At 38.3% G+C, this 21,957-nt stretch carries 23 protein-coding genes; 11 read left to right on the forward strand and 12 right to left on the reverse strand.

Annotated elements, in window-relative coordinates; translation table 11 throughout:
* Positions 1-1,158 (forward strand): GTPase, encoded by a 1,158-nt coding sequence (locus CSP5_RS00870; protein ID WP_148689462.1) that lies wholly within the window; start codon positions 1-3, stop codon positions 1,156-1,158.
* A gap of 143 nt (positions 1,159-1,301) precedes the next feature.
* Positions 1,302-2,054: a hypothetical protein gene (locus CSP5_RS00875; protein WP_148689463.1), complete on the forward strand. Its 753-nt coding sequence runs from the start codon at positions 1,302-1,304 to the stop codon at positions 2,052-2,054.
* Positions 2,055-2,081: 27 nt separating this feature from the next.
* On the opposite strand, the gene CSP5_RS00880 is transcribed toward CSP5_RS00875, so the two are convergent.
* Complete coding sequence (locus CSP5_RS00880) at positions 2,082-2,621, reverse strand: GNAT family N-acetyltransferase (RefSeq protein ID WP_148689464.1); 540 nt, start codon at positions 2,619-2,621, stop codon at positions 2,082-2,084.
* Positions 2,622-2,724: 103 nt separating this feature from the next.
* Between CSP5_RS00880 and CSP5_RS00885 the strand changes: the two genes are divergently transcribed.
* Positions 2,725-3,312: a hypothetical protein gene (locus CSP5_RS00885; protein WP_021789332.1), complete on the forward strand. Its 588-nt coding sequence runs from the start codon at positions 2,725-2,727 to the stop codon at positions 3,310-3,312.
* Here CSP5_RS00885 and CSP5_RS00890 read toward each other — a convergent pair.
* Together CSP5_RS00890 and CSP5_RS00895 are read right to left on the reverse strand one after the other, a co-directional pair.
* Entirely contained in the window at positions 3,296-5,020 is a 1,725-nt protein-coding gene (locus CSP5_RS00890; RefSeq protein WP_148689465.1) for an FAD-binding protein, read from the reverse strand. The two genes, CSP5_RS00885 and CSP5_RS00890, sit on opposite strands and share 17 nt — an antisense overlap.
* On the reverse strand, positions 5,017-5,337 hold the full coding sequence (locus CSP5_RS00895) for a Rieske (2Fe-2S) protein (RefSeq protein WP_148689466.1): 321 nt from the start codon (positions 5,335-5,337) through the stop codon (positions 5,017-5,019). Before CSP5_RS00895 ends, CSP5_RS00890 begins: the two co-directional genes overlap by 4 nt.
* 197 nt (positions 5,338-5,534) lie before the next feature.
* On the opposite strand from CSP5_RS00895, the gene CSP5_RS00900 reads away from it, so the two are divergent.
* The 3 genes from CSP5_RS00900 to map are packed head-to-tail and all read left to right on the forward strand — an operon-like array spanning position 5,535 to position 8,017.
* On the forward strand, positions 5,535-6,419 hold the full coding sequence (locus CSP5_RS00900; RefSeq protein ID WP_148689467.1) for a DUF6159 family protein: 885 nt from the start codon (positions 5,535-5,537) through the stop codon (positions 6,417-6,419).
* Positions 6,420-6,473: 54 nt separating this feature from the next.
* Positions 6,474-7,109 carry a helix-turn-helix transcriptional regulator gene (locus CSP5_RS00905; protein WP_148689468.1) on the forward strand — a complete coding sequence of 212 codons (636 nt, stop codon included), beginning with the start codon at positions 6,474-6,476 and terminating at the stop codon, positions 7,107-7,109.
* Between the two features lie 35 nt (positions 7,110-7,144).
* A complete protein-coding gene (gene map, locus CSP5_RS00910) occupies positions 7,145-8,017 on the forward strand; it encodes a type II methionyl aminopeptidase (RefSeq protein ID WP_148689469.1) in 873 nt (290 codons plus the stop codon).
* Positions 8,018-8,054: 37 nt separating this feature from the next.
* Here map and tmk read toward each other — a convergent pair whose 3' ends face one another.
* The gene (gene tmk, locus CSP5_RS00915) at positions 8,055-8,678 is read right to left on the reverse strand and encodes a dTMP kinase (protein WP_148689470.1); all 624 of its coding nucleotides are present in this window, start codon (positions 8,676-8,678) and stop codon (positions 8,055-8,057) included.
* 114 nt (positions 8,679-8,792) lie between these two features.
* Between tmk and CSP5_RS00920 the strand changes: the two genes are divergently transcribed.
* Entirely contained in the window at positions 8,793-9,965 is a 1,173-nt protein-coding gene (locus tag CSP5_RS00920) for a trans-sulfuration enzyme family protein (protein WP_148689471.1), read from the forward strand.
* Here CSP5_RS00920 and CSP5_RS00925 read toward each other — a convergent pair.
* Complete coding sequence (locus CSP5_RS00925; protein WP_148689472.1) at positions 9,949-11,256, reverse strand: APC family permease; 1,308 nt, start codon at positions 11,254-11,256, stop codon at positions 9,949-9,951. The two genes, CSP5_RS00920 and CSP5_RS00925, sit on opposite strands and share 17 nt — an antisense overlap.
* 92 nt (positions 11,257-11,348) lie before the next feature.
* Between CSP5_RS00925 and CSP5_RS00930 the strand changes: the two genes are divergently transcribed.
* Positions 11,349-12,176 (forward strand): ABC transporter permease, encoded by an 828-nt coding sequence (locus tag CSP5_RS00930; RefSeq protein ID WP_077075835.1) that lies wholly within the window; start codon positions 11,349-11,351, stop codon positions 12,174-12,176.
* Positions 12,176-13,111, forward strand: a complete 936-nt coding sequence (locus CSP5_RS00935) for an ABC transporter ATP-binding protein (protein ID WP_077075836.1) — start codon at positions 12,176-12,178, stop codon at positions 13,109-13,111. Before CSP5_RS00930 ends, CSP5_RS00935 begins: the two co-directional genes overlap by 1 nt.
* Positions 13,112-13,180: 69 nt before the next feature.
* Here the strand turns inward: CSP5_RS00935 and CSP5_RS00940 are convergent, their stop codons facing one another.
* The 3 genes from CSP5_RS00940 to pdo all read right to left on the reverse strand — a co-directional run bounded on the left by CSP5_RS00940 (position 13,181) and on the right by pdo (position 16,220).
* Positions 13,181-15,148: a 3-hydroxyacyl-CoA dehydrogenase/enoyl-CoA hydratase family protein gene (locus CSP5_RS00940; protein ID WP_021789321.1), complete on the reverse strand. Its 1,968-nt coding sequence runs from the start codon at positions 15,146-15,148 to the stop codon at positions 13,181-13,183.
* Positions 15,149-15,152: 4 nt separating this feature from the next.
* On the reverse strand, positions 15,153-15,461 hold the full coding sequence (locus CSP5_RS00945) for an SCP2 sterol-binding domain-containing protein (RefSeq protein ID WP_171970407.1): 309 nt from the start codon (positions 15,459-15,461) through the stop codon (positions 15,153-15,155).
* A 99-nt stretch (positions 15,462-15,560) separates the two neighbouring features.
* The gene (gene pdo, locus CSP5_RS00950) at positions 15,561-16,220 is read right to left on the reverse strand and encodes a protein disulfide oxidoreductase (protein WP_077076757.1); all 660 of its coding nucleotides are present in this window, start codon (positions 16,218-16,220) and stop codon (positions 15,561-15,563) included.
* A gap of 250 nt (positions 16,221-16,470) precedes the next feature.
* Between pdo and CSP5_RS00955 the strand changes: the two genes are divergently transcribed.
* Complete coding sequence (locus tag CSP5_RS00955; RefSeq protein WP_021789318.1) at positions 16,471-17,118, forward strand: MBL fold metallo-hydrolase; 648 nt, start codon at positions 16,471-16,473, stop codon at positions 17,116-17,118.
* 109 nt (positions 17,119-17,227) lie between these two features.
* Here CSP5_RS00955 and CSP5_RS00960 read toward each other — a convergent pair whose 3' ends face one another.
* Entirely contained in the window at positions 17,228-18,385 is a 1,158-nt protein-coding gene (locus tag CSP5_RS00960; protein WP_148689473.1) for a citrate/2-methylcitrate synthase, read from the reverse strand.
* Positions 18,386-18,487: 102 nt separating this feature from the next.
* Entirely contained in the window at positions 18,488-19,066 is a 579-nt protein-coding gene (locus CSP5_RS00965; protein ID WP_021789316.1) for an isochorismatase family cysteine hydrolase, read from the reverse strand.
* A 150-nt stretch (positions 19,067-19,216) separates the two neighbouring features.
* Between CSP5_RS00965 and glgX the strand changes: the two genes are divergently transcribed.
* Positions 19,217-21,322, forward strand: coding sequence for a glycogen debranching protein GlgX (gene glgX / locus CSP5_RS00970; protein WP_021789315.1), 2,106 nt, complete (start codon positions 19,217-19,219; stop codon positions 21,320-21,322).
* A 10-nt stretch (positions 21,323-21,332) separates the two neighbouring features.
* On the opposite strand, the gene CSP5_RS00975 is transcribed toward glgX, so the two are convergent.
* Both CSP5_RS00975 and CSP5_RS09660 read right to left on the reverse strand, forming a co-directional pair.
* Entirely contained in the window at positions 21,333-21,728 is a 396-nt protein-coding gene (locus tag CSP5_RS00975) for a hypothetical protein (protein ID WP_021789314.1), read from the reverse strand.
* 6 nt (positions 21,729-21,734) lie between these two features.
* Positions 21,735-21,905 carry a hypothetical protein gene (locus tag CSP5_RS09660; protein ID WP_021789313.1) on the reverse strand — a complete coding sequence of 57 codons (171 nt, stop codon included), beginning with the start codon at positions 21,903-21,905 and terminating at the stop codon, positions 21,735-21,737.
* Positions 21,906-21,957: the final 52 nt, after the last annotated feature.

Raw genomic sequence — 21,957 nt, forward strand, 5'->3', positions numbered from 1 at the left:
ATGTCAGCAATTAAAATAGGCATAGCGGGAAAGCCAAACGCCGGTAAATCAACACTTTTTTCAGCCATCACAGGTACAATGGTTGCAATAGGAAATTATGCATTCACCACAACACAGCCTAATGATGGGATTGGTTTTATGGATACTGTATGTCCGGATACTGAACTGGGTAAGCCATGTAATCCCAGAAGAGGAAGATGTGAAAACGGTACCAGATTCATACCCGTGGAAATGGTTGACGTTCCAGGATTAATAGAGGGATCAAGTGAAGGAAGGGGAATGGGCAACATGTTCATGGACGCGTTGAGAGATACCACTGCCATAATCAACCTGCTGGATCCCATAAATGAAGAAAAGCAGATTCTGAGTCCAGAGGAACTGATTCACGATGCAGAATCAACTGAAAATGAAATAATGAGATGGTTCACCTCAAGATTTTCCAGCGACTGGGAAAAATTCACAAGAAAGCTCTCACAGTCGCACATTACACTGGAGGAGGCTCTACTGCAGAAAGCAGCATTTTTTAATCTGAAGCAAAAAGACATCAGGGAAATATTACAGAAACATCATTTCACAGAAGATATTACCAAATGGAATGAAGATGAGAAAAGGGAGTTTTCTTCCACAGTCATGAGTGAAATTAGACCCATTGTAAGAGTACTGAACAAGGGAGACTTGATTGAAAATCGGAAACAATATGTGGACAAAGGATTCGTTATAATATCATCAGATTATGAGCTTTCTATAGAGAGAGCATTCAACGGAGGTCTGATAGAAGGCATAAAAGATATCAGACCACGAGAAAAAGCAAATCAAAAGCAAAGGGAAGCAATCCAGAAGATGGATATGGATTATAGATCAGGAACACTATCAAGAATTTTCGATGTGCTGACGGATATAATAAGAACTGATCTGAAAAAAATAGTTGTGTATCCGGTTTATGATGAAACAAAATGGTGCGACAAGGATGGAAATATTCTCCCAGACGCCATAATAATGAGTCAGGGCCAGACTGCGGAAGATCTTGCGTATGAAGTTCATACAGACATAGGAGAGGGATTCATAAGGGCAATTAATGGGAGAACAAAGATGATCCTTGGAAGAAATTACGAGTTAAAGGATTCAGATGTCATAAGGATAATTGCAAGGACGAAGTGAATTTTCCCATTCGTTATGTCAATAAAACTTTATATGATACGAGTTAATTTTTAAGGAGTGATATTATAAGAAAGAGACGATGCAGTCAGTGCGGATCAGTTATCACAAATGGTTATGATTATTGCACTTCCTGTGGAACTATTTTGGGCACAGATATGGGAAATGTTGGGGCACACTCATTAAAATCAGGTAAAAATATAGTCGATCTTGGAGATATATTGCCTGGGGAAAAAATACTTGGAGAATACTCACCGTCCCGAGAATCTTACAAAAAAAGTATAACTTCTAGGGTATTTTCAAATCTTATATCACTCCTATCTCCAGTTGTTATAGCATTGGTTGAATTCATTGGTTTTGGTTCAAATTCCAATTTAACCGTTGAAGAAATCCTAATTACAGTTGGAGTTACCACTATAGTGACCTTAGTCATACTTGGATTTTCACTGGCTAAATTTAAAACGGAATTTTCTGCACGGTATGTTATTACTAGTACCAGAGTCGCCAAGATTATAAAAAACCGTATAAAGATGGATATTCCGGTTGAACAAATCGAGGATGCCGTAATCACGTTTGGGGCAGTTCTTCGATTAAAGGATTATGCTGTATTTTTCCCACCAAGGGGTTACATGGACCTTAAGGGAGTCAACCTTAATGTTCCAATGGTAACAAGTAGAGTGGTGGAATTAGAAAGAACGGAAGAAGGAAACAATAGTAAAATAATGAAAAATAAAGATGGGAAAGTAACCATAAGCAATGCAAAAATTGCAAGATCACATCTGAAGAATATTAGAAGAACAAGGAAGGATATTATTAAAAGATCATTTCTATTTCTAACAGAGGAAATGGCCAGAGATGCGGCTAAAAAATACTGGGATTTTGTCAAAAATACTATTTAATCACGTTCAAGAAAGAGCAGAACTAAATTATTTGTAATTTTTGTTTATAAGTTCATAGTAAAATTCATCAACATACCCATAACCAGGGACAAAATGATGATCTTTCATTGTTCCACTGTGTTTGAATCCGTTTTTCTCTAGAACTTTTTTCGATGCCTCATTAGGTTTGTAAACGTTTGTATAAAGCTTGCGTAGGTTCATAGTATTAAAAGAAAATTCCACCATCAGCTTCAGAGACTCAGTCATATAACCCATTCCCCATTTATCCCTCGAAAGGAAATATCCAACATGTCCATTCCTGTCAGAATCTATTGGATTTATGCCTATTATCCCTGTAACTTCCTTTGTTTTATTTTCAATGATTGCAAAATTTACACTCTTTTCATAAATGTTTGCTGAGTTATCTATCCATTCATACTCATCAACAAGTGAATAAATTCTTGATGGTGATGAGAGGAATCTGTGTACTTCAGGGTCATTTATTATTCTGTAAAGAACAGGAGCATCCTCACGAACAAGTACTGCAAGGGATACATGATCTCCACTGCAAATGATCACTCTTTCCATTGTAAACCTAATTCATGCAAACTAGTTAAATGATTATATCTCATTATTTTTATAGAGTGGTTATCATGATCATAAAATATAAGGAGTTTATATCATATTATAAATGGATTTTGTAGTTTCACACCACCTGCTACCATCTAATATACTTGGCTATTCATCTTTTACAGTTAATCTAATTCTTTTGCTAATAGGCATAGGCTTGAGTTTTAGAGGAGAAAAGTCATGGAAACTAATAATGCTGGCTCTTGGAGCGTATGGAGGCTTTGTAATCACTGCATACATTCTGGTAAGATTCCATTTTACGGGTCTACCGACAATACTCATATTTGCAATAGGTGCAGTAATAGGTGCTGTCGCATTCAAGTTCCTTGCTGAAATTGCCATCTGTGCATCTATCGCATTCACAGTTTTTATAGGACTGAACTACGTATCTGGAGCTGGTGTGGTCATTGCAGGCATTGCAGCACTGATAGCGTTCGTTGTAACATATTACAGATTCAACAAGGTTGTTATTTATGTAGCTGCATTCGCAGGCGCTCTCGCAATTTGGATTGCACTATATGGTATGGGTCTGCCTGACGTTAGTGCACAGGTTTTTGCTGCTGCAGCGATGATAATGGGGATTGTATTGCAGAAATACGAGGCAAGTCAGGATAAGATTCAAAGAAGCAGGATCAGGTCAGATTACTGACAAAAGCATCAAGTTTGTCAATAAATTTCTGAGCATCTTCAGTACACCCGTAATCTGCATATCTAAATATTGGCGCATTAGGATCATTGTTAATTGCAAGAATGTTTTTGGCATATCTTAATCCTACAATGTGGTAATCCATCCCAGCAACACCAAGTGCAATATAGAGATCAGGGGCAATGGATAATCCTGTAAGACCAATTTGCTGTTGCCTTGGCATCAATCTCATATCAACCACTGGTCTAGTTCCACCTACTGCAATACCTAGCTTTTCTCCGAGATCAACAACATGATCTATGGTTTGCTTTCCCTTTACGCCTCTACCAATGCCAATAACAATGTTAGAAGATTGCAGCGGAATATATTTTGATTCAATTATCCTGTTCTCAACTATTTCGTATCTTTCCGAGTTCTTCAGATATATTTCCCGAACAGTCATTTCTCTATCCGTTACTTTCTCAAGGAATATCCCCGGTCTTACTGTTGCAATTTCGGGTTTTGTCTTTGATGTTATCCTTGCAACAATTCCTCCACCAAAAGCTGGCTTATATTGAATAAGGTTTTCACCCTCGATTTTTAAATCCACACAGTCTGCAGTTAGTCCGAGGGATAGTTCAGCAGATATAATACCAGCTACATCCTTTCCAGCTGAGTTTGAGGGAATAATCACAAATTTTGGTCTTTCCTTTTTGATGTAATCAGCCAGAAATCTAGAAATTGAATATATATCTTCTGAGTTGAAATGTATATATTCACTTGCACTCATTCCATGCAACAGGTTGGGATCTACATTTCCTATCATAACCGGTTCCGCATTTATCTGGAACGAAAGATCATTGAGTTTGGTTGCAATCTGCATCCCGGAGTCTCTGTCATCAAGTGCAACTCCAAGTATCTTGCCACCTGAAAAATCACTGTTGAGTACAGTTTTTTGAGATCTTTTTTTGCTGCCTCCTTCTTTCATTTTCCTGGATAACAGTTCAAACACCTCATCAAGTGATATCATTTTAACAGTTCTCTCATTGTGCAGTGCTTCAGTTCCAGAAACAACTGTCAGGGATGCGTCGTTGCCATTGATATCAAGTTTCATGCTCTCGGAATTTACAATTTGGACCCTATCCTTCATTGAAGGAGTACCTTCAGGAACCCTTCTCGCCCTGTTAATTTTTTCACTTACTGAAATAAGCACAGGAAGCGAAGTAGTGATCACCCTTGTGCCCTTTTCATAATCCTGTTCTACAGTAACCTTTTTACCATCTTCCATTATTTCAAGCTTGCTTACTGCCGACACAAAATTCATACCTGCCATGTAGGATGTTTGTGGAGGTACCTGACTGGTCTCTCCATCAAGGGAGTACTTCCCTGCAAGTACAAGGTCAGGAGATTTTATTTTTATAAAATGAGATAAAATTTTTGAGGTTGCCCACGTATCCGCACCTCCAAACTTCCGATCAGTTATTAGGAAAGCTTCATCCGCTCCCATCTGAAGGCATTCATCCAAAATATCCACCGCCTGGGGTGGTCCCATGGATGCAACCATTACTTTGGCACCGTTCTTCTCCTTAATCCGAATAGCTTCCTCTACGGCCCTTCTATCAAATGAATTGATGTTTAGTGGTACTCCTTCCCTAACAATTCTTCCGGTTTCCGGGTTGAAGGTTATCTTGCTTACATCAGGTACCTGTTTTGCAAGAACAAGAATATTCATTGTAATTCTACCATTATATCTCCATTCTCTACCTTTGTTTTATATGACTTAAGGGATGAGATACTACCAGAGCCCTCTGGAGGGCTTATAACCTCCCCATTCTTAGGATTGAACGTCGCAAAATGGTTTGGGCAGATCAGTTCATGGTTGTCCATGAAGCCCTCTGAAAGGTCATATTCTTCATGTGTGCAGAGATGTGATGTTGCATAATAGTTGTCTCCATCCTTTATTATTAAAACTTCTTTGCCGTCAACTTTTACCTTTGCCAGATCTCCATCCTTCATGTTTCCGTCTTTCGCAACTTTGTACCATGTCATGGGGTTCCATTGATTTAAACTATAAATTTCTATTGTGTTTTAAATTCTATAGTTCAAACCAGCCCGTTAATTTATTTGAAAAATCATGTTTTTCCTGTAAGGTTATGAACTCCCACATTGGACAATTCCAACTGTTTTTTAAATATCATAAAAACCTTAATTACTCAACTTAAAATATTAACTTAAAATAGATTATCATGTTTGAAAGAATGAAGGCCGGATGGAGACTTGCGAAAAGCGTGAGAAAATCTGTTTCAGGTCATAAAGGATTGGTTACATATCCACTTCTTTCTGGTATCACAGCTATTATTATTTTTATTGCAACGTTCCTGTCACTCTTTTTCACAATTCCATTAGATTCAGGTGCAAATAGTAGTGTTCTATTGATTTATATTGGAAGTTTTATTCTGGCGTACATACTGATTGGTTTCCTTGCAACTGTTATTCTACTATCAATGATGATAGCCTACAGATCAATTCTTAAGGGAGACAATAGGGGGATCAGAGAATCACTGAATAAGGGATTCACCTACAAAAAAGAAGCCATTGAATGGGCTATATTCTATTCAATTCTAGTAATGATCATGAGAATGATAGAGTCAAGATTTCGTGGTTTTAGCCAGATAATAATAGGAGCCGTAGGTTCATTTATTATATCTATTTCTACATTCTTTGCTGTTCCAGCAATTCTCGACTATAAGTGTGGGCCTATAGAGGCGGTGAAGCATAGCGTTGAAACCATAACAAGAAACTTTGGTCAGACCTTTGGCGGAATAGCGTACATCGATCTGTATACACTGGCAATAGTTCTACTGGGATTTCTCATCTTTATATTCGGATTGATACTGGGAATATCAACACTGACAGTGGTTGGATTTGCTGCTATGCTGAGTGCTGGTATTATAATCATGGCTATAGGATTGATACTAAACTTCACATATTCGAACATCTTCAAACTTGTGATCTTTGATTATGCAAATGGAAAAGGCTTACCACCTGAATTCAACGAGTCTGACATAAAGATAGCAACAAGACAAAAAAAATCAAGATTTGGAGGAATCATGGGAAACAGTAATCTTTAAAAATAACTGCACAAGTTATGAAAATGATTAATAAAGATAATAAAATATTGAACTGTGAGTGTATCAGCAAGGGGAAAACCATCAAGGGTAAGGGTCCTTGAAACAGTAAAAAAGCTGGATTCTCCAACGCTTTCACAACTAAGTAACGAATTGAAGATGTCAAAAACGGCCATTCTGAAGCAGGTCAGTCTGCTGGAAAGGGATGGAGTAATTTCAAGAACATATGTTCAGACTGGAAAAGGAAGACCGGTATGCAAGGTCAATGTAACAAATAATGCGTATGATCAGCTACAGGACATTTACCGTAGTATTGCAGAAGATGCTCTATCTTATGTGGAAAAAAAATTTGGCTGTAGCATGATAAAGGAGATAATGGCCTTAAGAAACGAGAAGCTCATTGAGGAATACAGAATGGAACTCATGGGCATGGACTGGGAATCAATACTTAAAAAGTTCGAGGAAATGAGGAACAGGGAAGGGTATCTGGCTGAAGTCACAGAAAGACAGGATGGTTCCATAGAGATTTCTGAATTTAACTGCCCCTTAATTAAGATAGCTGAAAAGTACAGGGAAGCCTGCTCCTTTGAGAGGGATTTTCTCAGTTACATATTTGGAATGGAAATAATACAGATGAGCACCGTACTGGAAAACTCAAGATCCTGTAAATTTATATTAAGAGAAAAGTTATAGGCAATCCTATAAATTCTTTAATAAAATACCAACCCATGGATGCAGAAGAAAAAATAAAGATTCTTGAGGCAGGCAAACTGGGTAGGAAAGCCCTGGAAGTCGCCTCATCACTAATAGAACCGGGAGCATTATTCCTTGATGTGGCAGAAAAGACTGAGAATTTTATTCGCGAGAATGGTGGAAAACCATCCTTTCCCCTTAATCTATCAATAAACAACGAGGCTGCTCACTATACTCCAGCCCCAAATGATAAGAAGACATTCAAAACGGGTGATCTTGTTAAGGTAGATATAGGCGCTCAGATAGATGGATACATATCAGATAATGCAACAACAGTTGAAATCGGAGGAAAGGGAGATTACAGTAATCTCATAGACTGTACAAGGGAAGCACTCAATGCTGCTCTGAAGGTACTGAGACCAAACATAGAAATATACAAAATAGGGCAGGCTATTGGCGAAAAGATAGAATCATTCGGGTTCAAACCGGTTAAAAATCTTGGTGGCCACGGAATCAAGAGAAACGATCTTCATTCTACTATATTCATCCCGAACTATGATGACGGCAATGGAAGAAGAATTGAAAACGGACAATTGATTGCAATTGAACCATTTGCCTCCACAGGCATAGGACTGATACACAATGGAATGGGAGGCAACATATACATATTCAGCGGAACAAAACCTGATCCAAAGGATCCAGTGATACAGAACTTCAGTACACTGCCCTTTGCTGAAAGGTGGCTGGCGAAGGTCAAACCAGATTACAAGGATTATCTGAAGAAAAATCTTTTCATGAAACAAATAAGCCATTTTGCAGTGCTTAAGGAACATAAGGGAGCAATGATATCACAGGCAGAACATACCATACTTTTTGATGGCGATCAGATCATAGTGACAACACAGTAAATTCTTAACGATCATGGCAATCAATAAATTACGATTTTTACTGAATGTGGAAAATCTGCAGGATTTCCTTTATAGCCTCATTTAGCATTTCTTCCTTGCTTCCATTTCCACCTATTATCCTTCCCTGATTGAAAAATATCCCTCTTTTTATTGCTTCGGTGTAAATGTTATAAACATCCTTAAGGTACTCGTTCTCCTCAAATATTTCTAGCTCTCTCTTTTCACCATTTCCCTGTCTAAACGACTTTCCGTTGAAGTCTATGAATATGGTAAGATCAGGTTCGATGTGACTTATGGATAGAACATTTTCAATCCATCTGTAAAATTGGTCCTGATCTTTGAAATGTTCCTTTAAGAAAACTCCCTGATAGGCAAGGGATGAAAGGGAGTATCTGTCACATATGACAAAGTCATCTTCGGTCATACTTTTTAGAATATACTTGTTATGTTCAATTCTGTCTCTTATAAACATTGCAAGAAGAATCATGTAGTCCTCTCTTTTCAATTTTGAGAGAATGTCCAGGCCAGAATCAAAGTAGGAAGTTGGTTCATGTGTCAGAATCACGCTCTTTCCTCTGTTCTGAAGATCTATGGCAATGTTCCTCGCAAGAGTGCTCTTACCTGATCTGTCTATACCCTCAATCACAATAAACTTACCCATGACTCTATCTTTTCCATTAGGTTTTGTTTATACTTATTTGTTCCTATGAGAAATATTTCTGGCAGTTTATTAAGTTCAGGAAAGGTTATCTATATTTCTTTTCATGTCAGAATTATGAGTAAGAGAGGATTTAACACCAGAGCTGTAAGTTCTGGAGAACTTAAGGATAAGAAATATGGCAACGTTGTCACTCCAATATTTCAGAACGCAACGTTCTTATATCCAAATTACACAGAAGGGTCATCGAAGGATCCAAATACAGGCGATTCTTTTATCTATTCTAGATGGGGAAATCCAACGGTAATAGCACTTGAAGAAAAATATGCGTCACTGGAAGGAGCAGCACATGCCTTATCTTTTTCCACAGGCATGGCAGGAATAACATCACTCATGATGTCTCTTGTTGGAAAGAAGAAGAGAGTTCTTTCAATAATAGATCTTTATGGCCAGACACTCAGTTTCTTCAAGAATAAGCTCCCAAAATATGGACTGGATGTGGATATAATATCTATAGACAAACTGAACTCTATCGATTTTGATGTTACCAAATATGATGTCATATATACAGAAAGTATAACAAATCCATCAATGAAAGTTCTTGACTTAAAAACCATCGGTGAACTTTGTAACAAGAATGGGATCACACTCATAGTAGATGCGACATTCTGCTCTCCATACAATCAGAATCCTCTTGATCTTGGCGCTGACTATGTGGTTCACAGTGGAACAAAATACCTGAATGGGCATTCTGATACAATGTCGGGGTTTGTCAGTTCCAACACGGATCTTTCAGATATATTCGACATGAGGAAAAATCTTGGGGCCACTCTTGATGCATTCCAGGCATATCTCATCCAGAGGGGAATGAAGACACTTGGATTGAGAATGAGGCAGCACAACTCAAATGCTATGGAAGTTGCCCAATTCCTTAAAGAGAATTCCAATGTCATCTCAGTGAACTATCCCGGATTGAAGGATGATAGATATCATTCTATTGCAGAGAAAAACATGAGAGGTTTCGGAGGAATGTTATCCTTTAGGGTTAAGGGTGGGATCAAGGGAGCACGAAATTTTATGAAGGGACTGGAAAGCATCTCTGCAGCCCCCAGCCTTGGGGGTGTTGAATCCCTTGCCACTCTGCCCATAGATACATCTCACGGTTCTGTAAGTCAGGACGACAGGAAGGTAATGGAAGTTACAGAGGATATGGTAAGACTTTCAGTGGGAATAGAAGATCCTGAGGATTTAAAAGAGGAGCTGGGAAAAGCTCTCAGTCATGTAAATTGATTGAATTTTGACCGATCTCACTTGCCGAATCTTTTTTCGTTCCAAACAATTTTTCTTTTTCTATAAAATAGAGCATGAATCCCACCAATATTGTTATGGTTCCAATGTAAAATGACCTTTCCCCAAGAGCAAACATTATAACTGCTGAGAGCGCAATGGACAGAATCTGAACGAAAGGATAAAAGGGTGATTTGAACTTTCCTTCCATCTTTCTCTTTCTGAGTATAACAACTGCAAGGCCAGTCAGGGAATAGGAGAAAATAACTCCAAAATTTGAGGCAAGTGCTATAACCTGAACGTTTCCTATAAATAGAGATACAATAGCCAGTCCTGCAATCAACAGTGTTGCCCTTCTGGGTGAATCTTTCTCCCTACCCTGTATCCATTTAGGCAAAAGTTTATCCTGGCTCATCTGTAGCAGTGTTCTTGATCCGGCAACTATAAGGGACACGGTTACAGTGAACGTCGCAATTATAGCAACAATATTTATTGCATATTCCACAGCAACAGGTGCTTTGGCGAATACCAGTGCGTTGAAGAGAGGATTGCCAGTAACCCCGTAATCCTCATAGGGCATAAGGGCAAGCATCCCGAAGATTATAATTATGTAAAGTATGGTACTCACTGCCAGTGCTATCAGTATTGCAAAGGGTATGCTCTTCTCAGGATTCTTCGTTTCTGGGCCAAGGGTTGCTATGGTGTTGAACCCTGAATAGGCAAAGAACGCAAGAGAAGCTGCTTCGATTATTGCCATTGGTTTCGATGGTATAAAAGGTGTAAATCTTGGTGCAGTCCAGTGGCCATAAAATATGGAAATTAGTATAAATAGAACAAGTCCGCCAATAGTGATAAACACAAGAACATGTTCAACCTTTGCAACTGTATTTATTCCGCGGTAGTCAATGAATGCTGCGACGGCTATAACTATGGCAGCAAGCAGTAATATGTATACATATGGCAAACTGACAAATGAAAGAAGATAGGAACCAAAGCCTATTGCAACCGCAGAGGCAGCGATTGCGTACGAAATTGCCCGAAGCCATCCCACAACAAATCCAGCGGATTCGCCCATGGTAATTTTTGTAAATGAATAGAGACCACCGTGAGACACAATTTTTGAAGAAAGTTCCGCGCTGTTAAGTGCAATTGTCAGGGCAAGTATTGCAGTTATAACAAAGGCAATAATTGCCCCTGGACCTGCATCACTAATTGCAGTCCCTGCAAGAACAAATATACCTGCACCTATGATGTTACCGAGACCTATGAAGGTGGCCTGCCATCTGCTGATCATCTAAGGTTATTTTCGCACACTTAAAATATACTTTCACATTTTTTAAAAATTTTAATGCAAAAATATTATAAGAGTTTGTCGAATATCGAAAAATGGAAAAAGAGACCATGGCATGGGATCTGAAATCTACATTCATATTGATGAAGTATCAGATGCTTTTCTACCTGAAAACCAGAAGATTTTTAACAATGTTGATTCTAGTAATTTTAATAGTCGCATTAACAGTTGGAATAGACCTCCACGTAGGTGTGAGTACCATAAGGACTGAATATGTTACTTCGGCCGCGTTCTTATCATCAGGGTTAAGCTTTGTCGCCATAAGCATTGCAATACTTGCAGGATTCTATGGTGGTGATGCTACAAGTATAGAAACTGGAACAAATTCAGGATATTTCATAATGGTACAGCCTGTTAGGAAATCTTCGATTCTAATGGGAAGATATCTTGGAGCATTTATACTGGCTGCAGGGACACTTCTGATTGAATTTGTTGCAGTCGGTGGAATGAGTCAGTATATTTTTGGAAACATCAATAATAATTTCTGGCTGGCCATTGGGGAATCACTATTTATACTGATGGCATTTCTTGCACTGGCATTTTTATTCAGTTCCATATTTAAGAATCCACTAATAGGTATACTGTTTTCTATACTCGCATTCGTACTCATAATGCCAATAATAGATGAAGTAATATCTATAGAGAACATTGAACCGTGGTTCAATCTGTACTACGCAACAAGTATTATTCCGGCAGTATTCGGACCAATAACTCACGTAACTAGCCTTAAAAGAGGACCATTTACCATAAAAACTTTCACGCCATATGTCTGGGAGGCTAATTATATAACACTTATTTATCTGGTCATTTCCCTTGGGTTAAGCTATATCATATTCAGAAGAAAGGAGGTGAAACCACAGTGATGAATACTAAGTCAGTGAAGGTAAGCAATTTAACCAAAAAATATGGGAATTTCAAGGCTGTAGATAATATTAGTTTTGATTTAGAGGGAGATGGTGCTATAGCATATTTAGGACAAAACGGGGCTGGAAAAACAACCACATTTAAGATGATGACCGGTCTCATAAATCCAACAGAGGGAAAAGTGCTGATAGAGGGAATAGATGTAACAAAAAATAGAACAAAAGCACTGATGAAGATTGGAGCTCTAATAGAAACACCAGAACCCTATGCAGCCTTAACCGTGGAAGAAGCAGTGAGACTGGCTGGTGAACTTAAGGGCATAAAGAAGAGAGAAGTAATTGATCATCTTGAAACCTTCGGAAGTCGTGTCAAGATACCAGGTCTGGACAGGAAGGTTGGTACATTATCCCGTGGTCAGAGGGCCAGAGTAGTTTTTGTTGCAGCGTTTTTAGGAAACCCGGACATCATATTTCTAGATGAGCCTACAAATGGTATGGATCCTGCAGAGAGGAAAATAATAAGGGATGTAATTCTTGAATGGAAGAAGGAACATATGATCCTAATGAGTTCACATCTGCTCCAGGAGGTAACCGATACGTGTGAAAACATTCTTTTCATCAACAATGGAAAATTACTTTTACAGGATTCTACAAGAAACATCGAATCAAGATTTAATTCAAAGAGTCTAAAAGTGGATTTCCTGAAATCTGTGAACACCAACAATCTAAAGGAAGCACTTGATGGGTTTGCAAGCGATGTAGAACCACAAACCGAGAAATCTGCCATAATATATTTCGACGGTGATCTTTCAAACAGAGTTAAGATACTTAAGGCGGTCCAAACCGTAGGAGATGTAATCACATTTTCAGAGTATGGTTCATCACTGGAAGAGGCATTTGTAAACCTGATTGATGAAAAGAGTCAGGCAAAATAAACCGACTTATATTATCTTTATCAGAATTATAATAAAATTTTGGAAATTTTTTTCAACTATACATTAAATTTACTGGTATTTGTAATCTGGTTTCCGTTTCTGAACAAAGGCAGAAATTCCTTCCATGAAATCCTTTGAATTATAGAGGTTTCCCATGGCTATGGATTCCATTTCCAGTCCAACATCCGCAGGCACCTCAGATCCCTTGTATATTAACTTCTTTGAGAGGGCTGCAGCAATGGGTGACACCTTTTCGCTCAGTTCCCTTGCAAATTCCATCGTCTTTTCCCTGAGTTCTTCCTTCGGATACAGTCTGGACACTATACCATAATCGCGGGCGACATCCCCTGTAAATCTCTCTCCTGTTAGAATTAGATAGGAAGCCCTTGACATACCGATAAGTTTCGCAAGCTTCTGGCTCCCACTCCATCCTGGCAGCAGACCTATAGTTGTTTCAGGGAATCCTATCACACATTCGCTGTGTGAAACCCTTATATCGCAGTTTAGTGACAGTTCAAAGCCACCACCTAAAACATAACCTCTCATTTCTGCAATAACAATTTTTGGAATTTCAGATAGCTTCCTGAATATTCTCTGGCCTTTTCTTGAGTGTTCCATGAAATCCATGAAATCAGGTATGAATTGAGTAAGCTCAGCCCCTGCAGAAAATACATTCTCATTACCTGCAATTACAATAACGAAGACTTCTCTGTCATTCCATAGTTTATCAATAACTCCGTCAAGTTCCTTTAGAACATTTGTATTTAGGAGATTGTTTTTTCCGTTATTCAGCTCAATTCTTGCCACCTTTCCGGAAATTGTGACTTTGATAAGTTTCCCTACTTCATTTACCGAATTCTTAACATTCGATGAGTTCTTCAACCTACCATCCATCGCCTCCTTCATTCTACCATCTTCAATGGATTTGGCAGGTTTGAATATATCTGCGCCAAACTTTTCATATAACTGTGTCAGTTTATCCTTTACTTCCTTGTTAGAAAGACCTTTAGCTACAGAGACTGGACCAAATGGTCTATTCATTCCGAGACAGAATCCCTTTTCAATATCATCCGGGCTTGCAACACCTTCTTCTATGAGCTTTACTGCCTCATTGATTTCCAGACAGAACACATCCAAAAGTTCCACCTTTGAGGATGGATTTGCCTTAGGTATTTGCGCCTTTCCGTCTTTCCATTTGTAAAAGCCTTCCCCCGTTTTAATTCCCAGCTTTTTCTCTTTAACCATCTTCAAAGGTATGGTTGTGTTTCCATATGCACTGGAGAGAGTTTTGCTGTAGTAATCCAGAGAATGTAGTACTGTATCAATTCCTACATAATCCATAAGCTCATAAGGTCCCATGGGTAAAGCCTGGCTCTTCGCAAACGCATCAATGGACTCAGGTGAATCTACTTTTTTCTCCAGTAGAAGGATGAAATAAAGTGATTCAGGTGCACTGATCCTGTTTACAACAAATCCTGCAGTATCCTTTAGTACTTTTATTGGCTCCTTTCCTATTTTCTTCGAAAAGTTATACACTTCCTGAAAGTTCTCTTCAGATGATTTTTCCCCTCTTATAACTTCTACCAGTTTCATCATGACTGGTGGATTGAAGAAATGCATTCCAACCAGCCTCTCTGGTCTTTTCAGCATGCCTGCTATTTCAGTTATTCTTATATTTGAAGTATTGGTAGCCAGGACTGCATCTGGTTCCGCAAACTTTTCAACAGAATTGAAAACTTCTTCCTTTAGTTCCGGAATTTCAGGAACAGCTTCTATCACAAGCTGCGATCCCTTAAGAGATGGCTCCATTTCCTTATAGAACATGATTCTTTCCATCACAAGGTTCTGGTCCTCGCTCTTCATCCTCCCAGCCTTTACAAGTCTTGCTAGGCTTTTTTCTATGCCTGACTTTCCCTTATCCAGTGCTTCAGGATAACTATCAAACAGGTTTACCCTGAAACCTGCAGTGGCAATAACCTGAGCTATTCCGCTACCCATTAATCCTGATCCTATAACCGTAACCTGCTTAATTTCCATAGGATCACTTCCTGAGTTTCTTCACAAGACCCGTCATTTTTGTTGCGCTCATGAGATCTCCAGAAATCTTAATTTTTCCTGTCATGTATGACATTACAGGATCAATTGTGCCATTGAAAAGGCTCAATAACGTCTCTTCCTTTCCACTAATTGTTGCGGTAGGTGCTGAATCAGTTCCCATATTGAATGTTACTTCACCCTTGGTTACCTTGACATAATAGGCCTCACCATCTGTAGGGGCAAACTGGAATGTTTTTTCCATAGTGGCAATTTCTTTCTTTACATCCTCATCATTTCCATATTTATCTAACATTTGTTTTAAAACATCGCCTGAAGACATGGATTACAATGATACAGCATATTATATGTTTATTGGTATTATTTATATTGTTTGGGTATATAAAAAAAAGGATTATGGTGCCTGGGCTGCTGAAAATAGAACCTGATCGAGGAATATCTCTTCGGGTTGGGCTCCGATTATTGGCTCATCAATATTACTTATGGTTGTGTGTGGAACGCTTGAAACTGCTGCGGCTTCTGCCTCTTCTTCAAATTCGTATGATTCTACCATATCTCCAGTAATATTTGGGTTCACAAGGGCAAAATTGTGTGCCATTCTAACTGCTGAAGGGCAGTATGGGCAGGTTGGTGTTATAAACACTCTTATGCTGACCGGTTTTTCAATGGTTTTTAACTTATCAATTGTGCTTTCCCTGAGTTCTATCTTCCCAGTGGAGAATGTTTCTATATCTTCAATTATAGACCTGAATTCATAACCTGATGGAATCCCAAAGTATCTCACATTTCCATTCTGGAATCTGTCTGAAAATAGTATGACCACTGGAGCCTTTTCTATTTTATATTTCTTTGATTCCTCATCTCCAAGTTCATGTATCTCAACCTTAACCTTATCTGTTATTTCTGCTATCTCCCTCATTAGCTGTTCTGTATCGTTGCAGTACTGGCACGACTTATTATCATCCTTGAAGACCTTAATTGTAACTTCATCCACCATTGTGGTAGAAAACTGTTCTTTTAATTTTGTTCTATATTCATCATTTATTAATTGCATGTTTAATGCATTGTGATAAGTTATTAAAACATGTTTGTAAAAATTAAAATGTAAACTGGAAATATCCATAGTTGATGTATTTTAAATTTCACTTTAATCCATATAACATACCGCATTAGGCTAATAAATACAGACCCGTGAAAAATATAATAATATTTTTCACAACAGTCACATCTATCTGAATGAATTATTCATTAATTCCAGTAGTATAAAACATAACAATTTTAATCAAGATACTAATTTCCAAATATTGAAACTTTTAAAGATCAGGAAGATCACAGTTGGTCCACTGATGACGGACTGCTATATACTGTCAAATTCAGATGAATGTGTTATAGTTGATGCAGGAGGAAATCCTGAAAAGATAATAGAAGAAATTGAAAAGTTCAATCTGAAGCCAAAATTTATCATTGCCACACATGGTCACTTCGACCATTTTCTGGCAGCAAGAGAAATACAGAGGAAGTATGATATTCCATTTTATATCAACGAAAAGGATAAAGAAATGCTTCAATCAAAAGATTATTCGGCGGAGCATTTCATAAAGGGTTTAAAGGCAGAAATTCCCGACAGCATTATAACATTCAGTGATGGATTCGTATTCAAGGTTGGGAGTCACCAGTTGAAAATTATGGAAACTCCTGGGCACACACCTGGAAGTTCCTGTATAGTTGGAGACGGCTTCATACTCACCGGAGACACGTTATTCAGAATGTCCATAGGAAGAATGGATTTTGGAGGTAATGAAGAAGACATGATCAGAAGTCTGAAAAAACTTTCCCAGATGAAGGAGTCTACAAGAATATATCCGGGCCATGGTGATCCGAGTGATATACGTTATGAGCTGCTAAACAATTTTTATTTCCAGAATGTTGCAAACAAAAACAGTTTATATTGAATTCACGACGTGAGTATACAGACTGCAACTGTATTAAGATCAAACCACTGCAGTCCAGTTGTAAGTCATATTAAGAATAGTTAAATTAAAAATTTTGATAATTGTTGGTTCACTGTCTCTTATCAATTGGTACGTATTCAACATCCAGCTTGCCCACATAGTTATCCAGTGGTCTAAACAGTCTGTTATTCTCCCAGTATTCAAATAGGTGAGCTGTCCATCCAGCCATTCTAGATGCTGCGAATATTGGGGTAAACAGATCGGATGGAATGTCCATTGCTGTGTAAAGTGGACCAGAGAAAAAGTCTATATTTGGCCAAATCCCTTTTGTCTTACTGAGCTTTTCTTCCATCAGCTTTTCGGCTCTTATGGCAATTTCAAGCAATTTCTCTATCTGTGGATCAGTGGTAGTTTTCATGAAGGACTGAAGATATTTGTATACAACCTTTGCCCTTGGATCATAGGCCTTGTAAACCCTGTGTCCAAATCCCATAATTCTCTGTTTTCCAGCCAGTGCATCTTCAATATATTTTTCAGTATTATCAGGTTCTCCTATGGCCTTCATCATGTTCAGTGCTGCTTCATCTGCACCACCATGGAGAGGACCCCTGAGCGTTGCTATTCCTGCTACAACTGCTGAGTATGTATCAGCCAGTGTTGATCCTGTAACAAGAGTTGAAAATGTAGAAGCGTTACTGCCATGTTCTGCGTGAAGTATGAACATCAGATCAATTAGCTTTGCAGATTCCTTGTCCGGTCTCTTGCCTGTTAACCTATATAAAAAGTTTGATGAATGGGAGAGTGACCTGTCCGGTTCAACGAAGCCTTTTCCTCTCATGGTTCTTCCTATCATTGCAATAATGGTGGGCAGTTTAGCAATAAGTTTTACTGCCCGTTCAAGATTGGCTTCCTTGCTCCTGTCACTCATATCATCATCGTATGTAGATAGGGCTGAAACACATGTTCTAAGAACGTCATTGGGATGAGCTTTACCAGAATACATCTTTATGATCTCCTTAATTTCGCTGGAGACCTCTCTCTCATCCTTTAATCTTGCATCAAAGACATCCATTTCGTGTCTGTTTGGCAGATGTCCATAGAGGAGTAGGAAAGCAACTTCCTCATAATTTGATTTATCTGCTAGAACCTCAATAGGATATCCCCTATACCATAATTTTCCATTAGTTCCATCGATCTTACAGAGTGTTGTATCAGCAATAAAAATACCTTCTAGTCCTTTACTGATTGTAACTTTTTCGTCTGTCATATCCCTATATATCAAAAATATACTTATTTGTTTGTTAAGGTTTAATACTCAGTATAAGCCACATAATAAAAAATTAATTCTGGTTGAATTTCTATTGGGTTTTCATTTCCACAGGTTCAAAAGTTCATCCTTTGAAATGACATTGAACATAAGTTCCATATTTTTCAGTGATCTCTCATGGGCCTCTCTGTTCCCTGAAGAAACTGCGTCCTTTATCACAACATTATAAAAGCCTCTGTTGGAGCCATCTCTCACACTGGATTCCACACCAATTTCGGTGGCAATTCCTGTATAAATAAGGGTCTCTATTCCTGCATTTCTCATCATCATCTCAAAATTTGTTCCTATAAATATGCTTGCGGTGTTCTTGTTTAATACAATATCTGAGTCTTCAGGCTTAATAGTAAGTTCAAACATACTTTTATCCATTTCCTTTGGAAATCCACCTCTTGCAAGTCTCGGGGCAGATTCAAATTTTTCCGGCAGAGGTGTTATCTTCGTAAAAATTACAGGTATTTCAAGTTCATGTGCCCTTTTTATTAGTTCAGTGTTATTTTTAATGAATTCCTCTTTGTTGAATATTCTACCCACAAGCATATTCTGAACATCCCATATTATCAGGGCTGAATGCTCTGGTTTTACTACCCCTCTTATATCTTTGTATATTTCTCCTTTAACCATATTTTTGTATGTTTAGAACATATTTACTTTTTTCCTGTTTTCTTATGTACTGAACTAATTATGGTTGCAAACATACACAGAACTTAGTGAAATAAGTTTTGAAATGCACAATTCAGTAAAGATTAATTGCACCAGTATACTACAGTGCCTATGGGTATTGTTTCAGAAGGGAAGCCTTATCCCCTCGGATCAACTCTTACGAACGATGGAGTAAATTTTGCAATATATTCTGAAGACGCCGAATCAATTGAACTTGCACTTTTTAAACCCTCTGATTTGAAGTGTCCAAATGAAACCATTTCGATGAAAGAAGTGGATGCACACGTCTGGCACTGTGAGGTTTCTGGTATAAAAGAGGGACAATTGTATGGCTACTATGTGGGTGGTCCATTCGATCCATCTCAAGGTCTAAGATTCAACAAGAACAAACTGCTTATAGATCCATACGCAAAGTCACTTAATTCCAAAATAAACTGGGATGACAGCATATTTCCCTATGATATAATGTACGGTTCATCTGTTAACAATGAGGATGATACTGAATTCATGCCAAAGTCAATGGTTGTCAATGATCTTTACGACTGGCAGGATGTAAGAAAGCCTGAAAGGAGATGGAATGATACCATAATCTATGAAACGCATGTAAAAAGCATTACACAGATGAAAGAAGATCTTGATAAGAATATCAGGGGTACCTATTCAGCGCTTGGCTCCTCAAAGGTGATCAACTATCTTAAGGACCTGGGAATAACTGCAGTTGAACTCATGCCGGTGCAACAGCACGTAGACGATAAGGTACTGGTAGATAGGGGACTGACAAATTACTGGGGCTATAATACCATAGCATATTTTGCCCCTGATCTGAGGTATTCAACAAGCCATGATAATCAGATAAAGGAATTCAAGGATATGGTTTTTAATCTTCACTCCAATGGCATTGAGGTAATACTCGATGTGGTTTATAATCATACGGCCGAGGGAAACCATATGGGTCCACTGCTTTCATTTAGAGGTATAGATAATAGAACATACTATTTTCTAGACCCATCTGATCCATCCAAATATGTTGATTTTACCGGAACCGGAAACAGTCTAAACGTAAGCAATCCTCAGGTTTTACAGATGATCATGGATAGCCTGAGATACTGGGCAATAGAGATGCAAATAGATGGATTCAGGTTTGATCTGGCTTCAACACTTGCAAGAAACCTTTACAGCATAAACATGCTTTCCCCATTCATGAACGTGATCCATCAGGATCCAGTACTTTCAAGACTTAAATTAATTGCTGAACCGTGGGATATAGGACCAGGTGGATATCAGGTAGGGAATTTTCCTCCAAAATGGAGTGAATGGAATGGTAAATACAGGGACTCCCTAAGGAAATACTGGAGAGGAGACGATGGAATGATTGGGGAATTTGCCACAAGAATATCAGGCTCACCCGACCTTTATGATGACGGTGGCAAGAGACCGCATTCCAGCATAAATTTTGTAACATGTCATGATGGATTTACCCTCATGGATCTGGTTTCATATAACACAAAGCATAACGAAGCAAATACTGAGGGATTTGAAGGTGGGATAGATGAAAATTACAGCTTTAATTATGGCGTAGAGGGGAGAACAGACGATAAGAAGATTATGGGACTGAGATACAGGAGCATCAAGAATTTCTTTCTCTCACTTTTTGTTTCACAGGGAACTCCCATGATACTTGGTGGAGATGAAATAGGACGAACACAGCAGGGAAATAACAATGCATACTGTCAGGATAATGAAATCAGCTGGTATGACTGGAATATGGATGAAGATAAGCAGAATCTTTACAAATTCGTTAAGAAAGCCATAGCTTTAAGGCGATCAAACCCCGTTCTTGCCAGAAAGAATTTTTTCAGAGGGGATCTTGTAGCTGGGACAGAAATGAAGGATGTTGTCTGGCTTGACAAAAACCTTGAGGAACTTAAAATTGAAGATTGGAAGAATCCATCACTTAAGCATCTTATGGTATGGATAAATGGGGAATACACGAGTGAGGTAGAATATTCTTACAGGAAGATTACAGGTGGTGATCTTTTACTGCTGTTCAATTCATCGGATAGCGATATCATGTTCAAGCTTCCAAATGATACTAAAAAATGGGAACTCTATCTGGATACAAACATCTTGAACATGGACACACTTCCAATAAGGCTTGATTCACCGCAATACCTTCTGAAGGCAAGGGGTTCAGCCATTTTGAGAGAGATAGTTTAGTAAAACAGTATTAACCTGTGTTTCTTATTCTCAACCTGTTTAGAAACGAAAAAAGCCACTGAATTTTTCCATTGTGCCTCTTCCTCGAAACAATTTTATAGGCCACATCACCGATTCCAGATATCTTTAACAGGAACAAGGCAGGCAAAAGAGGAAACAGAATCGTCACTTTCCCTGTAAGGTTGAAAATTGCATCAAATCCTATGTCAGTATTTCTATTCTCATCTTTTAGAATTAATTCATTTGAATTTTGGAAAGGTGTGCCAGTCATAGGAATTGTTTCAATGCCACTTCCCCTGATCAGATCGGTTGAAAATCTACATAGCTCGCATCGATCATCATAAAAAATTTTTGTAACATGTATTTCTGGATGCAGCGAGTTTTTCTGTTTATTTTCAGATTTCATTAATATCTATTTCATTTCTCTGGGCTTCGGAATAGTATAATCTCCCCTGTCTCCACTATAATAGTTGAAGTTTGCTCCGCATTTGGGACAGGTATACCTTGTTACCATGTATGAATTGAAAGTCCATTGTTTATTCTCCTTTATTCCATCAGTATTACCACATACCGGGCATTTCATGAAATAACATGGTATTCTTCCTTAAAATTTTTGCCAGAATCTTGATAGTACT

The sequence above is a fragment of the Cuniculiplasma divulgatum genome (genome assembly GCF_900083515.1).
GTDB classification, from domain to species: Archaea; Thermoplasmatota; Thermoplasmata; order Thermoplasmatales; family Thermoplasmataceae; genus Cuniculiplasma; species Cuniculiplasma divulgatum.